The following is a 17,157-nucleotide window of genomic DNA, read 5'->3' as shown; positions in this document are numbered from 1 at the left end:
CTGTCATTCGACCTTCCGACGAGGACGGCGGCGCCGCCCGGGGAACGCCACCCGACTCACGACCTGCTCCTTGAGCGCCGTGAACGGCGGCCGCACGAAGACCGTGGCGTCGGGACGAGTCGGCAGGGTGAGCACCGGCTTGGAGTGGGAGAACAGCTCCAGCGAGTGCTCCCCGTGGTAGGCGCCGGTCCCGCTCGCTCCCACCCCGCCGAACGGCAGTCCCGGCACCGCGAGGTGCGCCAGCGGCACGTTGAACGCGAGCGCCCCCGAGGAGGTGTCGCGCACGAAGCGCCGGCGTACGCGGTTGGAGGAGGTGAAGACGTAGAGCGCCAGCGGCTTCTCCCTCCGGTTGACGAAGTCGACGGCGGCGTCGAGTCCCTCGATCTCGACCAGGGGCAGGACCGGCCCGAAGATCTCCTCGCGCATCACCAGCTGCTCGGGGTCGTCGGCGTCCTCGACCTCCACGACCGTCGGCTCGAGGTAGCGCGTCGAAGCGTCGGAGCGGCCCCCGGTCACGAGGCGGTCGTGGTCGACCATCGAGGTGAGCCGCTCGAAGTGCCGAGCGCTGACGATCCGGCCGTACTCGGGCGACCGCGACGGGTCCTCGCCGAACGCGGCTCGGATCCCCTCGACCAGGAGCGGCTTGAGCGCCTCGATGGTCGCTCGTGAGGCGAGCACGTAGTCCGGCGCCACGCAGGTCTGTCCCGCGTTGGTGAACTTGCCCCACACCAGCCGCTGCGCCGTGACCCTGAGGTCGGCGTCGTCCGAGACGTAGGCCGGCGACTTGCCACCGAGCTCGAGCGTGACGGGCGTCAGGTGGCGCGCTGCGGCCTCGAGGACGATGCGGCCGACAGTGCCGTTGCCGGTGTAGAAGATGTGGTCGAAGCGCTCGGCGAGCAGGGCGGTGGTCTCCGGCACGCCGCCCTCGACCACATGGACTGCCGACGTGTCGAGGTAGCGGGGCACCAGCCGCGCCAGCACCCGTGAGGTCGCCGGTGCCACCTCGCTCGGCTTGACGACGACAGCATTACCGGCAGCGAGCGCCCCGAGCAGCGGCGCCAGGCACAGCTGCACCGGGTAGTTCCACGGCGCGATGACGAGAACGACGCCGAGTGGCTCGCGCACGACCTTGGCGCGGCCGAGCGCGAGGGACACGGGCACGGGCACGCGCCTCGGTGCCGTCCAGGCGCGCAGGTGACGCAGTGTGTGGTCGATCTCCCGGACGAGGAAGCCGGTCTCGGTGACCCACGCCTCGGTGGCGCTCTTGCCGAGGTCGGCGTGCAGCGCCTCCGCGATCTCCTGCTCGTGGTCGACGAGCAGCGTCCGCAGGGCACGCAGCTGCGCCTCGCGCCACGACCGAGGCTTGGTGAGCCCGCTGTCGAAGGCGGCTCGGGCGCTCGCCACCACCTCTGCCGGGGTCCGAGCTGCCGTCGTCTCGAGCAGCGTCTCCGTCATGCGGCCTCCTTCGTCGTCGGTCCCTCAGTCGGCGAGGAGCCGGTGCACCACCGTGTCGGCGAGCAGCCGCCCGCGCCGGGTCAGCACCAGCCTCCGGGAGCCCAGCACCGCGGTCCCGTCAACGAGCCCGTCGGCGATGAGCCCGGCCACCGCGCCGCGTCCCGATCCTCGCAGGTCCGAGACGGGCAGTCCCCCGACCAGGCGTGTGCCGAGGAGCACACGCTCGTCGTAGCGCTGCTCGTCGGTGAGCGACTCACGCGCCTGCGCGGGCGAGGTCCCGGAGGCCAGCCGGGCGGCATACGCACTCGGGTGCTTGACGTTCCACCAGCGCACGCCGCCCACGTGGCTGTGCGCCCCCGGCCCGACGCCCCACCAGTTCGTGCCCGACCAGTAGGCGACGTTGTGCCGGCACCGGGTCTGCTCGGAGCGCGCCCAGTTGCTCACCTCGTACCACCCGAAGCCGGCCGCGGTGAGCAGCTCGTCGGCGAGCTCGTACTTGTCCGCCTCGTCGTCGTCCTCGGGTGCGGCGACGAGCCCGCGGCGCACCTGCGCGGCGAGCTTCGTCCCCTCCTCGACCACGAGGGCGTAGGCCGAGACGTGGTCCGGCTCCAGGGCGATCGCTGTCTCGAGGCTGCGCCGCCAGTCGTCGAGCGACTCCCCCGGCGTGCCGTAGATCAGGTCGACGCTGACCTGGAGGCCCTCGGCCTTCGCCGCCGAGACGGCCCGCGCGACGTTGTCGGGGTCGTGGGTGCGTTCGAGGGTGCGCAGCACGTGCGGCACGGCCGACTGCATCCCCACCGAAACGCGCGTGAAGCCCCCCTCGGCGAGCTCGCGCAGCGACTCGCGCGACACCGAGTCGGGGTTGGCCTCGGTCGTGACCTCTGCGTCGGGGGCGAGCCCGAACCGATCACGTATGCCGTCCAGCACCTTCACGAGGTCGGCCGACCTCAGCATCGTCGGCGTCCCACCCCCGACGAAGACCGTCGAGACGTGGGGCGCTGCCGCACCCAGGACGTCGCCGGCGAGCTCCAGCTCGCGCAGCGCGGCGTCGGCGTAGCTGTCGACGCCGATGCGCGCGCCCGGGCCGCCCAGCTCGGTCAGCGTGTAGGTGTTGAAGTCGCAGTAGCCGCAGCGCACCGTGCAGAACGGGACGTGGACGTAGATCCCGAGGTCGGTCTGCGCGAGGTGCTCGAGCGCTGCGGCAGGCAGCTCACCCGTGGCGGGCGCGGGGTCGCCGTCGGGAAGGGCGGAGGGCGGCATACCTCCATTGTCCCAGCCGTGACGGGGTGCGCCGGCCGGCGGCCCGTCGCTCAGCCGGAGTGGGTCGTGACCCCGTAGCGAGCCCGCGAGCGCAGCGCCCAGCGGGCGGCCGGGACGGAGACGAGCGCGATGACGACCATGAACGCGGCGAGCATGAGCCAGCCGGCCTCGCCCCGGTCGACGCAGAACCAGGTCACCACCGGTGGGGCGACGACCGCGAGCACACTGAAACCGAGGCCGGCGAAGCCCTGGTACTGCCCCTGCCGCTCGTGCGGCGCGAGCCCCATCTGCAGGCCCCACTGGCCGCCCGAGCCGATCATCTCGCCGACGACGTGCACGAGCGAGCCGGCCACGAGGGCGGCGATGGCCACCCACTCGTTGCCGCGCTCGGCGAGCCCCACGACGGCGAAGCCCCCGGCGATCCACCAGGCACCCCGCACGAGGGCGCGGGCGCCCGCCTCGACCGAGTCGGCCCGGCGCGAGAGGCGCACCTGGAAGAGGGCCACCGCGGCGGTGTTGAGGATGAGCAGGATCGCCACCATCACCGGCGGGGCGGCCGTGCGGGCCGAGACGAACAGCGCGAGGCCGAGCTCCATGACGAAGAAGTGCAGCGAGAAGAGCCCGGTGATGACGGTGATGACGACGTAGGGCCAGTCGCGGATCACGGCGAGGCGCGGCTCCCCCTCGGCGCGCGTGTGCGGGGCGAGATGCGGCAGCCGGGTGGTGTTCCAGGCGGCGAATCCGGTGAACACGGCGTTGAGCAGGAACACCCCGACGTAGGCCCAGCGCTGGTCGATCACCAGGGCCGCGCCGCCGAAGACCGAGCCGAGGCCTAGGGCGGTGTTGGTGACGGCACGCAGGTACGCCTTGAAGAGCACCCCTCGCCCGCCCGTGGCCAGCTGCGCGATGACGCCCTGGTTGACCGCCCCGGCGCCGCGCTCGAAGAACGCGAGGACACCGAGCAGCACCGCGAGCATCCACGGTGTCGTGGCGAGGACCGGCGGGGCGCTGAAGACCGCGGCCCCGGCCATGAAGGCGGTCAGGACCTTGCGGGGACCTTTGGAGTCCCCGAGGTGGCCGGCGGGCACCTGCACGACGATGCCGACGATCGCCGAGACGGACATCGCCAGCGCCACCTCGGTCGCGCTGAAGCCCACCTGACGGGTGAAGTAGAGGGCGCTCGTGGTGAGCACCGCCCCGGCACCGAAGCGGTTGGCGAAGGAGCCGAGGGCGAGGATGCGCAGGTCCCGGTCGACGGGGATGCCCCGGTGGGTCAACGGTGGGTGCGTCGTGGCCGTCACGGCAGGCTCCTCGGTGTCTCAGATATCTTGACGTCAAGATATCTGAGGGTCGACGGTCCGGCGCAATGGGTTTTCGCCCTTCGGCATATGGTGCAGGGGTGTACCGCCCCAACTGGATCGAGCTCGACGGCGTCGTCAACATGCGCGACCTCGGAGGGATGGTGACAGCCGGCGGCGACACCGTGCGCCCGCACCGGCTGCTGCGCTCCGACAACCTGCAGGACCTCACCCCCGAAGCCGTCGAGGTGCTCGTCTCGCGCGTCGGTCTGCGCGACGTCGTGGACCTGCGCACCCACGTCGAGGTTGCGAAGGAGGGCGACGGACCGCTGCGCGCCGTCCCGGTCGTACGCCACCACCACCACACGCTCTACCGCGAGGACAGCCTCGAGTCGGGCATCCCGGCGGCCGAGCGGGCCCTGCCGTGGGAGAGCGACGAGCGCCGGTACACCTCCACGGCCGGCTCTCCCGACCCTGCGAACGGCTCCCCCGAGCCGGCGAACGCGCCGGAGCGGCGCCCCAGCCACGACGAGTTCTGGTCGGAGCACTACCTCAGCTACCTCGCGAGCCGACCCGACTCCGTGGTCGCCGCGCTGCACGCCATCGCCGCGAGCGACGGCGCCGTGGTCGTGCACTGCGCGGCCGGCAAGGACCGCACGGGCACCGTCGTCGGACTGGCACTCAAGGTCGTCGGCGTGCCCGACGAGCTCGTCATCGCCGACTACGCCGCGTCCGCCGAGCGCGTCGGCGCCATCATGGACCGCCTGCGGGTCAAGCCCGCGTATGCCGCCAACCTCCGTGACAAGACCGTGGCCCAGCAGTCGCCCACGACCGACACGATGCGCCTGCTCCTCGCCACGCTCGACGAGCGCTTCGGCGGAGCGCTGGGCTGGCTCGCGACCCGGGGCTGGACCCGCAGCGACACCGACCGCCTGCGCCGCAAGCTGCTCGACGACTGAGGGCCGCGCATCGGCGGCTGAGCGGCATTTGGATGGACACTCGGACCTGCTCTGACACCGCCGTGCCGATGATCGGACGTCGCGATCCCTCTTGTGAGGGGGCCTCGCTCAGCCGGTGATGGCGCCTCGGGGGCGCGCGCGGACCACTGCGCGGGTCAGCCGAGGGATGCCATTGAGGAGGCGGTGCTCGGCATTGCGCGCAACACCGTCGGCTGCCTCGAACGAAAGATCGTCGGCGAGGCGCACCACGGCCTCGGCGTGCACCTCGTGGCCCACCCAGCGCATACGAATTTCGTCGACCCCCAGGACGCCTGGCACGCCGGCGACAACGGTCTCGGCGGAGTCGACGAGCTCGGGCTCCACGCCGTCCAGGAGCCGACGGAAGACGTCTCTGACGGCGGTGCGCAGCACGAGGAGGATGGCGACGGTGATCAGCAGGCCGACCATCGGGTCGGCCCAGCTCCACCCGAGGGCGACGCCGCCGGCGCCGATGAGGACAGCGAGGGAGGTGAGCCCGTCGGTGCGGGCATGGTGACCGTCTGCGACGAGGGCTGCCGATCCGATGGCCTTTCCCTCGCGGATCCGGAAGACCGCGACCGCTTCGTTGCCCAGGAAGCCGACGAAGCCCGCGAGGGCGACCCAGCCGAGGTTGTGCACCGGGGCCGGGTTCACGAGTCGGTCGATCGCCTGCCAGGCGGCGATCACCGCGGACAGGGCGATCATGGCCACGACGAAGAGGCCGGCAAGGTCTTCGGCCCGACCCAGGCCGTGGGTGTACCGGCGCGTCGCGGCGCGGCGGCCGAGAACGAAGGCGATCCACAGCGGGATGGCGGTCAAGGCGTCGGAGAAGTTGTGGATCGTGTCGGCCAGCAGTGCCACCGACCCGGAGACGAGGACGACGACCAGCTGCAGGATTGCGGTGGCGCCGAGCCCGAGGAGGCTCAGACGCACCGCTCGGATCCCGCGCGCACTGGACTCCAGCACCTCATCGAGGGAATCTGCGACGTCGTGCGAGTGGGGCATGACGGCGTGCCGCAACCGTGCCCACAAGCCCGATCCATGGTCGTGGTCGTGGTCGTGGTCGTGACCATGGTCGTGCAGCGGAATCGGGCTCGAGGTCGAACTCATTCGCGCCATGCTATCTGCACACCTATGAAGGTACGAACTCACGTAGGCTGCAGTGCATGCATGAGGCGCTCCCCAACCTGTCGATGCCTGAGGACGAGCAGGCGCACCTGGCCGCCGAGACCTTCCGGATGCTGGCGGATCCCACCCGGATCAAGCTGTTGTGGGCCCTGCTGCAGGGCGAGTCCTCGGTGACGTGCTTGGCCGAGCTGGCGGGCGTGAGTCCGACGTCGGTGAGCCAGCACCTGGCGAAGTTGCGGCTGGCCGGGCTGGTTCGTGGCCGCCGCGAGCGCACGTTCATCTACTACACGGCGGCCGACACCCACGTGCACGCGTTGCTCGCCGAGGCGCTGTTCCATGCCGACCACACCGACCGCGACCTCGGTGCCGAAACCGACCACCAGCACCCGATGCCAGCCGCTGAGCGCGCTTGAGCCAGGCGGGACCCGTATCCGCTCTGCGCTGTGACCCAACGCTCGACTGGTTGGTCGCCGCGGGTGCCACCTACCAGGTCAACGGAGGGTGGGCGGTGGACGCGTTGGCCGCTCGGGAGACACGACAGCACCACGACCTGGACGTCTTCGTCGACTCGACCACCGTGCCGCCTCTCTTGGAGTGGCTCCAGGACCGCGGGTACCACATCGCAGAAGACCGGCAACCCGTGCCTGTGGAACTGGCCGCCGAGCGTGGACGCATCGACGTGCATCCCATGGAGATCCACGCCAACGGTGACGGGATTCAGCGCGGCCTCGGTGAAGAGGTCTTCGTCCACGCGGTCCAAGATCGGACGGTAGGTGTGATCGGCGGCCGAGATGTCATCGTCGCGTGCGCGGCACGGCTGCGGGAGCTGCGGACTGGCTATCAGCTACGGCCGGTCGACGTGCACGACCTCGAGGTTCTCGACCCCCTTTGACTCCTTTTGACTGGCATCCTCTATCCGCTGTTGCCGCAGGTGGCGTCTCTTGCCGTCCTGGTTCCCATGGGCCCGCTCGGATTCCCTCCTCCCGGACTCTGGCCGGCGAAGAGCCGTCGATCGGCTGCGGGTAGAGCCGAGGCCACGACCCTGATTCGCAGATACCACCGCCGACGCCGCGGCGCTGGGTGTAGACCGGATCCATCCGGCTCTGCACGAGGGGCCGCTGGCAGAAGGGTAGTGACCCATGATCACAGCACAGCGGCGGCGGGTCCGAGGAGCTCTTGCCGTTGCCGGAGCGCTTGCGATGTCGGGCGCAACGGTGACCGGAGCCATGGCGAGCCCCACACCGACGGCGTACGTCTGCACCGGCGGCCAGATCCCCACGGGCAGCTATGCCAGCATCCGTGTGACCGGGGAATGCAGCATCCGTCCCGATGCCGTGATCAACGTCGTCGGCAACATCGACGTCGCTGCTGGCGCTGTGCTCGACGCGCAGAGCGCGCCCTCCACCATCACTGTCGGACACAACGTCACTGCGGCTTCTGGTTCGCTCCTCGGCCTGGGCTGCCAGCCCAGCAACTTCATCGGCAGGTTCGCAGGAGTGCCCTGTGCCGTCGAACCCGCCGGGCACACGGTCATCACTGTCGCCGGCAACGTGTCAGCCAGCGACGCGAATACGGTCCTGCTCAGACAGCTGACGGTGGGCGGGAACGTCACGCTGACCGGAGGTGGCGGCGACATCCCGTGGTCCATCAAGGGCAACACGATCGGTCGCAACCTGACCATCAGCGAAGTGACGGCTGACTGGCTCGGCGTGCAGTTCAACAAGATCGGCGGCAATGCGACGCTGACCGACATCACTGCCACCGACCCCGGCGATCCCGGCCGCACGGTCGCAGTCGTGGAGAACACGGTCGGTCGGAACCTCACGTGCACCGGGCTGGCCCCCGGGGTGTCCGGCGGATTCATTCCCGGCGAGGTCAACCACGTCGGTCACAACGCGAACGGTCAGTGCGCAGCGCTCGTGTGAGGCCCGGAGGGGTGGACCACCTGCGAGTCCGCCGCGCCAACCAGCGGGGAACTCGTGATGCACTCGACCAGATCGACGTCCGGACCCGGTACGACGTCCCCCTAGGCGGCCTCTGGGGAGATGAACACCGCCATCACTGCCAGGCGCCGACTCGGCCAGCAGGCGCATCGACGCCGCCGGCACGAGGTGCGAGCTCACGGCTCGCACCTCGTGCCGGTACGTCCCGTCCGACCAGCCAGCGCCGCCCAGCCCCGTGGTGGAGGTCGTTCCCGGAGCCTTTCTGCGCGTCTCGCCGGCAAGGAAAACGCACGGGCATGCCGCGCAGAGTGAAGTCGCCTCATGCCGGCACTCGGTGTTCATGTGAGTGGGGTGACAGGATCGAACCGTGCCAGATGCCCGTCTGAGATACCCGGATCGCCCGCTGAGTGATGGGCGGATCTGCCTCAGGAGGTGGCGTGAAGCCGATGTGGAATGCGTCCGGCTCGCTGGAACCGATCCCCGCATCCCGCGAGGCACGACCGTTCCCGATCCATTCACGCCCACGGAGGGGCTTGCGTTCATCCATCGGCAATGGAGTCGCGCGGAGAGCGGCGAGGGGTTGTCGCAAGCGGTTGTCGAGGTCGATAGCGGCCGTGCCGTCGGCCTGTTGTGGGTGGCCCTCCGGCCGCAGCCGCACGTCGGCGGGTTGGGGTACTGGATCATCCCGCCTGCACGTGGCCAGGGCCTGGCGACGGCCGCCGTCCGCCTCGTCGTCCCTTGGGCGCTGGACGTGTTGAACCTTCGGCGCTTGGAGGCATGGGTGGAGCCGGACAACGTGGCCTCCCAGCGCGTCCTCCGCGACGCGGGGTTCCAGCTGGAGGGGCGCCTTAGGAACTTCATCACGGTCGAGGACCGGCCCTCGGATGCGCTGGTCTTCTCGGTCATTCCGCCGGAGCCGTGACCCCGAACGCATGGACTGACATGTAAGAGTTCGTTGCCGATCGCGCGGGCCTATCGACGACGAGCCCGATGAGCTCGGGTGAGCATCCAGAGGGACAGCACGAAGGCGGCCGCACCGACCAGGAGCAGCCCGCCTGAGCCAGTGGTCGTGCACGACGAGGCGGCGGCCTCAGCAGAGTCAGCGCAGCTACCGGACTTGTCCGTCAGGGCCGAAACGACCACGACGACCGACACAAGGATCGCGGCCCACCACATCACCAGGCGTGTCACGAGACCATCCTGTCCGACCGCTCCTCGGACGACGCCCGAACATGGCCATTGGATCTCAACCGGCAATCGGACCGCAGGCTTCGATCGCGTACCTACGCTGGCGAGAGAGGCAGTTCTGTGGGGAAGAGTTGCGATGGTACATCCGCGGCGAGGTCGCGATCGAGGCGCCGGTCGAGGACGTGTTCGACCTCGTCGCCGATGAGCGCAACGAGCCCCGGTACAACCGGCGCATCATCCGGGCGGAGAAGGTGGGTGAGGGCCCGGTGGGCCAAGGTCCCCTATTCATCGCTCAGCCGGCGGGGATCGGCTCCGGCGGCGCGATGACGGTCGAAATCCTCGAGTACGAGAGGCCGCGTCGGTTCCGCAACACGATCCGGTCGTCGTTTATGCGCTTCGATCCCCTGAGCACCCGACGCGTCGCACCGGGCGCGTCGTGTCGCCATCCCATCTGCCTCTGGGCACGTTGTCGCGCCGCGGATACCTGCAAACGGACCGCGGCTGTGGTCAGCCGGCGTACGTGCCGAAGCTCCAGCTCGTGCCCTCCGGGTCCGCGACGGAGAACCCGCGCGAGCCGTAGTCGGTGTCCTGCATCGGGCGCAGCACCCGCGCACCGAGGTGCTGCGCGCGCTGCCAGACGGCGTCGGGGTCGTCGGTCACCACGTAGACCGTGGCGCCACCCGGAGCCGTGACGAAGTTCGGATCAGCCCCACCCCGGCTGCTCACCATGACCCGGCCGCCCTCGGGCCACAGCATCTCGCTGTGCCGGATCTGCTCGGGCTCCTCGCCGTCGACGACGATGCCCTCGAGGAAGCCGAGGCCGCGAAGCCACGCCCGTGCCGCGCGAGGGTCGTCGTAGGTCAGGCCGACCCACACGCTGTGGTCGGTGCGCGCCGCGGCCTCCGGCGCCGGCACTCCCGCGTCCGAGGCTGTCGTCGTGTCCGAGCGGGTGTCCGTGTTCGTGTTCGTGTCCATGGCGCCATCGTGGCGCGCGACGCCGGCCGCCGTCTTGGACGAATGCGCAGCCCTGCGTGCCTCCTTGGACTGCGACTCAGTGCGCCAGCACGTCGTCCGTGCGCCAGCGCGTCGGCGAAGTCCCGGCGAGGGCACGCCAGTCGCGGTCCATGTGGGCGTGGTCCGCCCAGCCGCACCTCGTGGCGACGTCGGCCAACGACATCCGCCCGGCCGCCACGAGCGGGACCGACCGTTCGAATCGGGCGACGACAGCTGCCGTCTTCGGGCTGACCCCGAACTCGCCGCCGAACCGGGCCTGCAGCCGGCGCATCGACCAGCCGACCCGGGTGGCCACCTCGCGGATGGGCAGCGCTCCCCCGCTGGCCGTGATGAGTCGCCACGCCTCGTCCACCTCCGGGTCCGGGGCCCCTGTCCGTGGCGCCGCGTCGAGCAGACCGGTCAGCCACGCGTCCACCAGCTCGAACCGCTCGGCCCACGAGTCCGTCGCGTGCAGCCGCTCGCGCAGCGGACCGGCCCCGCGCCCGGCGACGTCCACGAGCTCGTGCGACCGCGCCGAGATCTCGGCCGCGGGCAGGCCGAACAGCGCACGCGCGGCGACCGGGCGAAGGGCGAGCTGGATGCCGTGCTGGGTCCCGTCGTGGTGGATCAGCGTGGGTGCGGCAGCCAGGCCCGCGAGCACCGAGCCGTATGCCGTGGGCGGGCGCCCCGCGTCCGCGACGGTCAGCAGCTCGTCGAGGGGCACGACCAGCGTGACGCTGCCGGACGGCATACCGACGTGGACTCCGGCGGGGAAGCCCGAGATCCGGTAGCCGACCGCCCGCTCCACCCACCGCGAGAGCGCGGGCCCGGGCACGTGCTCGTGGTGCTCGGCACGGGGGCCCGGTGCGTCGGTGGTCGGCTCCACGCCACCACGGTAGGCACGGCACCCAGCCGGACGGGCTACTTCTTGGTCTTGGCCTGGTCGGCGTCGCTCGAGAGGGCGGCCACGAAGGCCTCCTGCGGCACCTCGACCCGTCCGACCATCTTCATGCGCTTCTTGCCCTCCTTCTGCTTCTCGAGGAGCTTGCGCTTGCGGCTGATGTCACCGCCGTAGCACTTGGCGAGCACGTCCTTGCGGATGGCGCGGATGTTCTCGCGGGCGATGATGCGCGAGCCGATGGCGGCCTGGATGGGCACCTCGAACTGCTGGCGTGGGATGAGGTCCTTGAGCTTGCCGGCCATCATGACGCCGTACGCGTACGCCTTGTCCTTGTGCACGATGGCGCTGAAGGCGTCGACGGACTCGCCCTGCAGCAGGATCTGCACCTTGACGAGGTCGGCCACCTGCTCGCCGTCGGGCTCGTAGTCCAGGGAGGCGTAGCCCCGGGTGCGGGACTTCAGCTGGTCGAAGAAGTCGAAGACGATCTCGGCGAGCGGGAGCGTGTAGCGCATCTCGACGCGGTCCTCGGAGAGGTAGTCCATGCCGCGCAGATTGCCGCGCTTCTGCTGGCACAGCTCCATGATGGCGCCGACGAAGTCGCTGGGGGCAAGGATGGTCGCGCGAACGATCGGCTCGCTGACCTCGGCGATCTTGCCCTCTGGGAACTCGCTCGGGTTGGTGACGTGGATCTGCTTGCCGTCGTCCATCGTGACGTCGTAGACGACGTTGGGCTGCGTGGAGATCAGGTCGAGGCCGAACTCCCGCTCGAGCCGCTCACGGACGATCTCGAGGTGGAGCAGGCCGAGGAAGCCGACGCGGAAGCCGAAGCCGAGCGCGGCGGAGGTCTCGGGCTCGTAGACGAGCGCGGCGTCGTTGAGCTTGAGCTTGTCGAGGGCATCGCGCAGGTCGGGGTAGTCCGAGCCGTCGATGGGATAGAGGCCGGAGAAGACCATCGGCTTGGGGTCGCGGTAGCCGCCGAGGTCCTTCGTGGCGGGCTTGCTCGCGTTGGTCACGGTGTCGCCGACGCGGGACTGGCGCACGTCCTTGACGCCGGTGATGAGGTAGCCGACCTCGCCGACGCCGAGCCCCTTGCCGGGCACGGGCTCGGGGCTGATGACGCCGATCTCGAGCAGCTCGTGCGTCGCCTTGGTCGACATCATCACGATGCGCTCGCGTGGGTTGAGGTTGCCGTCGACGACGCGCACGTAGGTGACGACGCCGCGGTAGGTGTCGTAGACGGAGTCGAAGATCATGGCTCGCGCCGGGGCGTCGGCGTCGCCGGTCGGCGCGGGCAGCTGCCGGACGATCTGGTCGAGCAGCGGCTCGACGCCCTCGCCGGTCTTGCCGGAGACCCGCAGGCAGTCCTCGGGCTCACCACCGATGAGCTTGGCGAGCTCCTCGGCGTACTTCTCCGGCTGGGCTGCCGGCAGGTCGATCTTGTTGAGCACCGGGATGATGGTGAGGTCGTTCTCCATCGCGAGGTAGAGGTTCGCGAGAGTCTGGGCCTCGATGCCCTGGGCGGCGTCGACGAGGAGCACGGCGCCCTCGCACGCGGCGAGGCTGCGCGACACCTCGTAGGTGAAGTCGACGTGGCCGGGGGTGTCGATCATGTTGAGCGCGTACGTCGTGCCGTCGAGCTCCCACGGCATCCGCACGGCCTGGCTCTTGATCGTGATGCCGCGCTCGCGCTCGATGTCCATGCGGTCGAGGTACTGGGCGCGCATGGCGCGCGCTTCGACGACACCGGTCAGCTGCAGCATCCGGTCCGCGAGCGTCGACTTGCCGTGGTCGATATGCGCGATGATGCAGAAGTTGCGGATCAGGTCCGGCGGCGTTGCGTTGGGAGCCAACGCGGAGCGGGCCATGGGCGACACGTGGGAGGAACCTCGCGGTGTGGGGCGGAAGTGGACGACATCGGCCGCGGCCGACATCGACCCAGTCTCCCACGTCGTGGCCGCTGCCCGTGCACACCCGGCACCCAGAACGTTCCAGCGCATGCGCCGTCTCCCCGGCGCCCTGTCGACGGCATCATGTCGAGAAGCGGCGGCGCTGATCGACGTCGGGGTGGGAGCCGGACCCACCGGTCCCAGGAAGGAAGGCATCGTGGACACCCTGATCACCCGCTCGGACGCCCGCGAGGACGGCGAGGAGTGGACCGAGAACTACGAACGTCTGCCCGGCGGCGCCGGGGTCAGCCTGATCCTCGAGTCGACGACGCAGGAGGGCGTCGGCCCGCGCCTGCACTCCCACCCGTATGCCGAGACGTTCGTCATCCGGCGCGGCTGGGCCACCTTCACCCTGGGTGCCGGCCCGGACGCCCGTGAGGTCATCGGGCGAAGCGGTCAGGTGCTCGTCGTCCCGGCTGGCACGCCGCACAAGTTCCGCACCGGCCCGGCCGGCTACGAGGCCGTCCACATCCACGCGAACGATCACTTCGTGACCGAGTGGCTCGAGTGACCGTCAGGGTCGCTGCGTCGCGCACGCCCGGGCTTCGAGTCGAGCGAGCGCCTCGTCACGAGCTGGCAGCGGAGCCCACCTGGACCGTCTCACTCGACCCGGGTGCAGCGAGGGAGTGCCGGCGGCGCCGCTCGAGACCGGCGGAGAGCACAGCGACACCCACGCCGAGCACGGCCAGACCGGCGCCGACCAGGCTCGGCGCGCCGTAGCCCCAGCCGGCCGCGAGGACGAGCGAGCCGAGCCAGGCACCCAGCGCGTTCGCGGTGTTCAGCGTCGAGTGGTTGAGAGCGGCGGCGAGCGACTGGCCCTCGTGCGCGACGTCCATCAGGCGCGTCTGCAGCAGCGGCACGACGACCGAGGGAAGCAGCCCGAGCACGAAGACCATGAGCACTCCGAGCCACAGGACGTGCACCGCCCAGCCGAAGACCGCCAGCAGCACCGCGATGGCGGTCAGGGCCCCGATGATGCCCTTGAGCACGCCCACCCGGTTCGCGACGCGACCGCTCAGCACCATGCCGGTGACCATCCCGATGCCGTATGCCGCCAGCACCCACGGGATGTAGCGCTCGTCCAGCCCGGCGAGCTGCGTCATCGTCGGTGTGATGAACGAGTACATCGCGAACATGCCGCCGAAGCCCACCACCCCGATGAGCAGCGCCAGCCACACCTGGCCGCGGCGCAGCGCCCGCATCTCGGCGCGCATGGACTCCTCGCCGCTCGACGGCTGGTGCGGCAGGAACACCGCGATCGCGAGCACGGTCAGCGCCGCGACGGCCCCGACGAGCACGTAGGGCAGGTGCCACGAGTAGCGCTGGCCGAGGAGGGTCGCCACCGGCACGCCGACGACGTTGGCGACCCCGAGGCCGCCGAGGATCGCGGCGACGGCCGCCGTGCGCCGCTGGTGCGACACGAGGGAGGCCGCGACGACCGAACCGATGCCGAAGAAGGCGCCGTGGGGCAGGCCGGCCAGGAAGCGGGCTGCCATCACCGTCGGATAGCTGTTCGCCGCCAGGATCGCGAGGTGTGCCACTGCGAAGAAGGCCATGAGCGCCATGAGCAGCCCCTTGCGCGGGGCCCGGGCCGCGGCGACCGCGATGACGGGGGCACCGACGACGACGCCCAATGCGTATGCCGAGACGTAGTGCCCGGCGGTGGCGATGTCGACGCCGGTCCCCCGCGCGATCTGGGGTAGCAGTCCCATCGTCACGAACTCGGTCGTGCCGATCGCGAAGCCACCGACCGCGAGCGCGAGGATGGCGAAGGTGGTTCGACGTGCTGCGGGGCTCACAAGGGTCTCCGGGTTCGGTCGTCGGTCGGCGATGCCGGCTGCGGCACCTGGCGGCGGGCTCGGATCGCCGTCGACCCGTTCTCGGACGCAAACCGTAACGGCCGCGCCGCTACGGTGATTCCCGTGTCCGCCACCCTCGGGAACCTTCTCGGCCGCCTCCGCGGCATCGTCCGCCGTCCGTCCTCCCCGCGCACCGGGCCCACGCCGGTGCTAGCCACGACGCCGGGGCGCTACCCCGGAGACGCGACGCGGCTGCCCGACACCACCTACTCCCCTCGCCCGGACGGGCGCCCCGACCCCGGCGAGATCGTCTGGACGTGGGTGCCCTACGAGGAGGACCACAGCCAGGGCAAGGACCGCCCCGTGCTCGTCATCGGCCGCGAGGGCCGGTGGCTCGTGGCCCTGCCGCTGACCAGCAAGGACCACGACCGGGACGCGGAGCAGGAGCGGCGGGCCGGACGCGAGTGGGTCGACATCGGCACCGGCGCCTGGGACACCCGCGGGCGTCCGAGCGAGGTACGCGTCAACCGACTCGTCCGGGTCGACCCCGAGCGGGTGCGCCGGGAGGGCGCGGTGCTACCGCGCGACCGATACGAGCAGGTCGTCGCCGCGGCCCGCGCACTGCGGCAGGGCTGACGCAGAACGGGCCCGCCACCACGAGGTGACGGGCCCGGTCGGACGAGCAGGGTGCGTCAGAGCGACGCGACCTTCTTGGCCAGCGCCGACTTCTTGTTGGCGGCCTGGTTCTGGTGGATGACACCCTTGGACACGGCCTTGTCGAGCTTCTTCGAGGCGGTCTTCAGGGCGTCGGCCGCAGCGTCCTTGTCGCCGGCGTCGGCGGCCAGGCGGACCTTGCGGACCCAGGTGCGAAGCTCGCTCTTGACGGCCTTGTTGCGCTCGGTGCGCGTGCGGTTCGTCTTGATGCGCTTGAGCTGCGACTTGATGTTTGCCACGTTGATGGTTTCTTTCGTTCGGTCGGATGGTTGCCGTTAGAGGGCGGCAAAGCTGCTCGGGACCGGGCGTGGGGACACCCTGCGTGAGCAGCTCTGGGTGGAGCATGCATGCGCACACGACCTGAGCGCGCACGCGAGGATCAAAGTTACCAGCGTCGTCGGCGCTCGACCAAACCGGCCGTATGCCGCCGAGCAGGTACGCGGGTCAGTGGGCCGAGCGCGCGCGGGCGATGGTGAGGATGGCCCGCTCCACGGCATACACCGGGTCGCGGCCGCCGCCCTTGACCTCGAAGTCGGCAGCGGCGACGGCCTGAACGGCGACGGCGAGGCCGTCGGCGTTCCAGTGGGTGACGGCGCGGCGCGCCTTGTCGATCTGCCACGGGGCCATCCCGAGGCTCTTCGCGAGCTGGGCGGAACTGCCCCGCCCGGCCGCGCCCACCTTGATCAGCTGCCGCAGCTGGGAGGCGATGACGGCCACGATCGGCACGGGGTCGACGCCGGTCGCGATGGCGTGCCGCAGCAGGCGCAGGGCCTCGCCCGACTGCCCGGCCACGGTCGCGTCAGCGACCCGGAAGCCGGTCGCCTCGACCTTGCCGCCGTGGTAGGTGTCGACGACCGCGTCGTCGACAGTGCCCTCGGTGTCGGAGATGAGCTGGCTGCAGGCGGCCGCGAGCTCGCGGACGTCCTTGCCGACGGCCTCGATGAGGGCGCGCACGCCCTCGCTGGTGATCTTGCGCCGGGCGCCCGCGAACTCCTTGAGCACGAAGTCGGTCTTGTCGCGGTCGGTCTTGATCGCCGGGCACTCGATGACTCGCGCCCCGGCCTTGCGCATCGTGTCGAGGACCTTCTTGCCCTTCATCCCCCCGCCGTGGGCGACCACGAGCCCGAGCTCGGGGTCCGGCGTCGCGAGGAGCGCGAGCAGGTCGAGCTGCAGCTCGTCGGGTGACTCGTGCAGGTCGCGCACGACGATGGTCTTGGCGCCGCCGAAGAGCGACGGGCTGGCGTGCATCTGCAGCGCGCCCGACTCGTAGGTGGCCGGGTCGATGCGGATGACCTCGACGTCGTCCGGAGCCGCCTGCAGCACGCCGGTGACCGCGCGCTCGACGAGGATGCCCTCAGGTCCGGTCACAAGGACGAAGGGCGGGGCGGCCGGGTCGGTCATGGCGCCAACTGTGCCATGCGGGTGCGACACCCGACTGCGGCAGCCCGGCGCCTCGGACACGACGCTCCTATGGATCGTCAAGTGGTTGCGGGTGGGTGTTCGAGGGTTCGGAAGAGGTCTCTGGCGATGTAGCGCTTGAGGCAGCGTTTGATCT

The 17,157-nt window shown here is 70.6% G+C and carries 17 protein-coding genes and 1 pseudogene; 8 read left to right on the top strand and 10 right to left on the bottom strand.

Features of this window, described 5'->3' with window-relative positions:
- Positions 1-3: 3 nt before the first annotated feature.
- Genes AB0316_RS05915 through AB0316_RS05905 form a run of 3 tightly spaced genes read right to left on the bottom strand, consistent with a single transcriptional unit; the run spans position 4 to position 4,016 of the window.
- Complete coding sequence (locus AB0316_RS05915) at positions 4-1,455, bottom strand: aldehyde dehydrogenase family protein (protein WP_366271348.1); 1,452 nt, start codon at positions 1,453-1,455, stop codon at positions 4-6.
- A 24-nt stretch (positions 1,456-1,479) separates the two neighbouring features.
- Positions 1,480-2,715 carry a radical SAM family heme chaperone HemW gene (gene hemW, locus AB0316_RS05910; protein ID WP_366271346.1) on the bottom strand — a complete coding sequence of 412 codons (1,236 nt, stop codon included), beginning with the start codon at positions 2,713-2,715 and terminating at the stop codon, positions 1,480-1,482.
- A 50-nt stretch (positions 2,716-2,765) separates the two neighbouring features.
- Complete coding sequence (locus AB0316_RS05905; protein WP_366271344.1) at positions 2,766-4,016, bottom strand: MFS transporter; 1,251 nt, start codon at positions 4,014-4,016, stop codon at positions 2,766-2,768.
- Between the two features lie 98 nt (positions 4,017-4,114).
- Between AB0316_RS05905 and AB0316_RS05900 the strand changes: the two genes are divergently transcribed.
- Entirely contained in the window at positions 4,115-4,972 is an 858-nt protein-coding gene (locus AB0316_RS05900; protein ID WP_366271342.1) for a tyrosine-protein phosphatase, read from the top strand.
- A 108-nt stretch (positions 4,973-5,080) separates the two neighbouring features.
- Here AB0316_RS05900 and AB0316_RS05895 read toward each other — a convergent pair whose 3' ends face one another.
- Positions 5,081-6,100, bottom strand: a complete 1,020-nt coding sequence (locus tag AB0316_RS05895) for a cation diffusion facilitator family transporter (protein ID WP_366271340.1) — start codon at positions 6,098-6,100, stop codon at positions 5,081-5,083.
- A gap of 56 nt (positions 6,101-6,156) precedes the next feature.
- On the opposite strand from AB0316_RS05895, the gene AB0316_RS05890 reads away from it, so the two are divergent.
- The 5 genes and pseudogenes from AB0316_RS05890 to AB0316_RS05870 all read left to right on the top strand — a co-directional run.
- On the top strand, positions 6,157-6,531 hold the full coding sequence (locus AB0316_RS05890; protein ID WP_366271338.1) for a metalloregulator ArsR/SmtB family transcription factor: 375 nt from the start codon (positions 6,157-6,159) through the stop codon (positions 6,529-6,531).
- 95 nt (positions 6,532-6,626) lie between these two features.
- Entirely contained in the window at positions 6,627-7,010 is a 384-nt protein-coding gene (locus tag AB0316_RS05885) for a lincomycin resistance protein LmrB (RefSeq protein WP_366271336.1), read from the top strand.
- 247 nt (positions 7,011-7,257) lie between these two features.
- On the top strand, positions 7,258-8,043 hold the full coding sequence (locus AB0316_RS05880; protein ID WP_366271335.1) for a hypothetical protein: 786 nt from the start codon (positions 7,258-7,260) through the stop codon (positions 8,041-8,043).
- A gap of 385 nt (positions 8,044-8,428) precedes the next feature.
- Positions 8,429-8,983: a GNAT family N-acetyltransferase gene (locus AB0316_RS05875; protein WP_366271333.1), complete on the top strand. Its 555-nt coding sequence runs from the start codon at positions 8,429-8,431 to the stop codon at positions 8,981-8,983.
- 310 nt (positions 8,984-9,293) lie between these two features.
- Positions 9,294-9,671, top strand: a pseudogene (locus AB0316_RS05870) (SRPBCC family protein); the annotation flags it as partial.
- 85 nt (positions 9,672-9,756) lie between these two features.
- On the opposite strand, the gene AB0316_RS05865 reads toward AB0316_RS05870, so the two are convergent.
- The 3 genes from AB0316_RS05865 to lepA all read right to left on the bottom strand — a co-directional run bounded on the left by AB0316_RS05865 (position 9,757) and on the right by lepA (position 13,008).
- Entirely contained in the window at positions 9,757-10,224 is a 468-nt protein-coding gene (locus AB0316_RS05865) for a VOC family protein (RefSeq protein WP_366271331.1), read from the bottom strand.
- Positions 10,225-10,300: 76 nt separating this feature from the next.
- A complete protein-coding gene (locus AB0316_RS05860) occupies positions 10,301-11,128 on the bottom strand; it encodes an AraC family transcriptional regulator (protein WP_366271330.1) in 828 nt (275 codons plus the stop codon).
- A 35-nt stretch (positions 11,129-11,163) separates the two neighbouring features.
- Entirely contained in the window at positions 11,164-13,008 is a 1,845-nt protein-coding gene (lepA, locus tag AB0316_RS05855; RefSeq protein WP_366272793.1) for a translation elongation factor 4, read from the bottom strand.
- 238 nt (positions 13,009-13,246) lie between these two features.
- On the opposite strand from lepA, the gene AB0316_RS05850 reads away from it, so the two are divergent.
- Positions 13,247-13,600 (top strand): cupin domain-containing protein, encoded by a 354-nt coding sequence (locus AB0316_RS05850; RefSeq protein ID WP_366271328.1) that lies wholly within the window; start codon positions 13,247-13,249, stop codon positions 13,598-13,600.
- 55 nt (positions 13,601-13,655) lie between these two features.
- Here the strand turns inward: AB0316_RS05850 and AB0316_RS05845 are convergent, their stop codons facing one another.
- Positions 13,656-14,888, bottom strand: a complete 1,233-nt coding sequence (locus AB0316_RS05845; RefSeq protein ID WP_366271326.1) for an MFS transporter — start codon at positions 14,886-14,888, stop codon at positions 13,656-13,658.
- Between the two features lie 117 nt (positions 14,889-15,005).
- On the opposite strand from AB0316_RS05845, the gene AB0316_RS05840 reads away from it, so the two are divergent.
- Positions 15,006-15,524: a type II toxin-antitoxin system PemK/MazF family toxin gene (locus tag AB0316_RS05840; RefSeq protein ID WP_366272791.1), complete on the top strand. Its 519-nt coding sequence runs from the start codon at positions 15,006-15,008 to the stop codon at positions 15,522-15,524.
- A gap of 56 nt (positions 15,525-15,580) precedes the next feature.
- Here AB0316_RS05840 and rpsT read toward each other — a convergent pair whose 3' ends face one another.
- Complete coding sequence (gene rpsT, locus AB0316_RS05835; RefSeq protein ID WP_366271325.1) at positions 15,581-15,841, bottom strand: 30S ribosomal protein S20; 261 nt, start codon at positions 15,839-15,841, stop codon at positions 15,581-15,583.
- Between the two features lie 205 nt (positions 15,842-16,046).
- The gene (holA, locus tag AB0316_RS05830; RefSeq protein ID WP_366271323.1) at positions 16,047-17,003 is read right to left on the bottom strand and encodes a DNA polymerase III subunit delta; all 957 of its coding nucleotides are present in this window, start codon (positions 17,001-17,003) and stop codon (positions 16,047-16,049) included.
- Positions 17,004-17,157 lie beyond the last annotated feature (154 nt).

Source organism: Terrabacter sp. NPDC080008 (assembly GCF_040702505.1).
Lineage (GTDB): Bacteria > Actinomycetota > Actinomycetes > Actinomycetales > Dermatophilaceae > Terrabacter.
The sequence above is the reverse complement of the archived record's forward strand: the minus strand, read 5'-3'. Positions and strand labels throughout refer to the sequence as shown.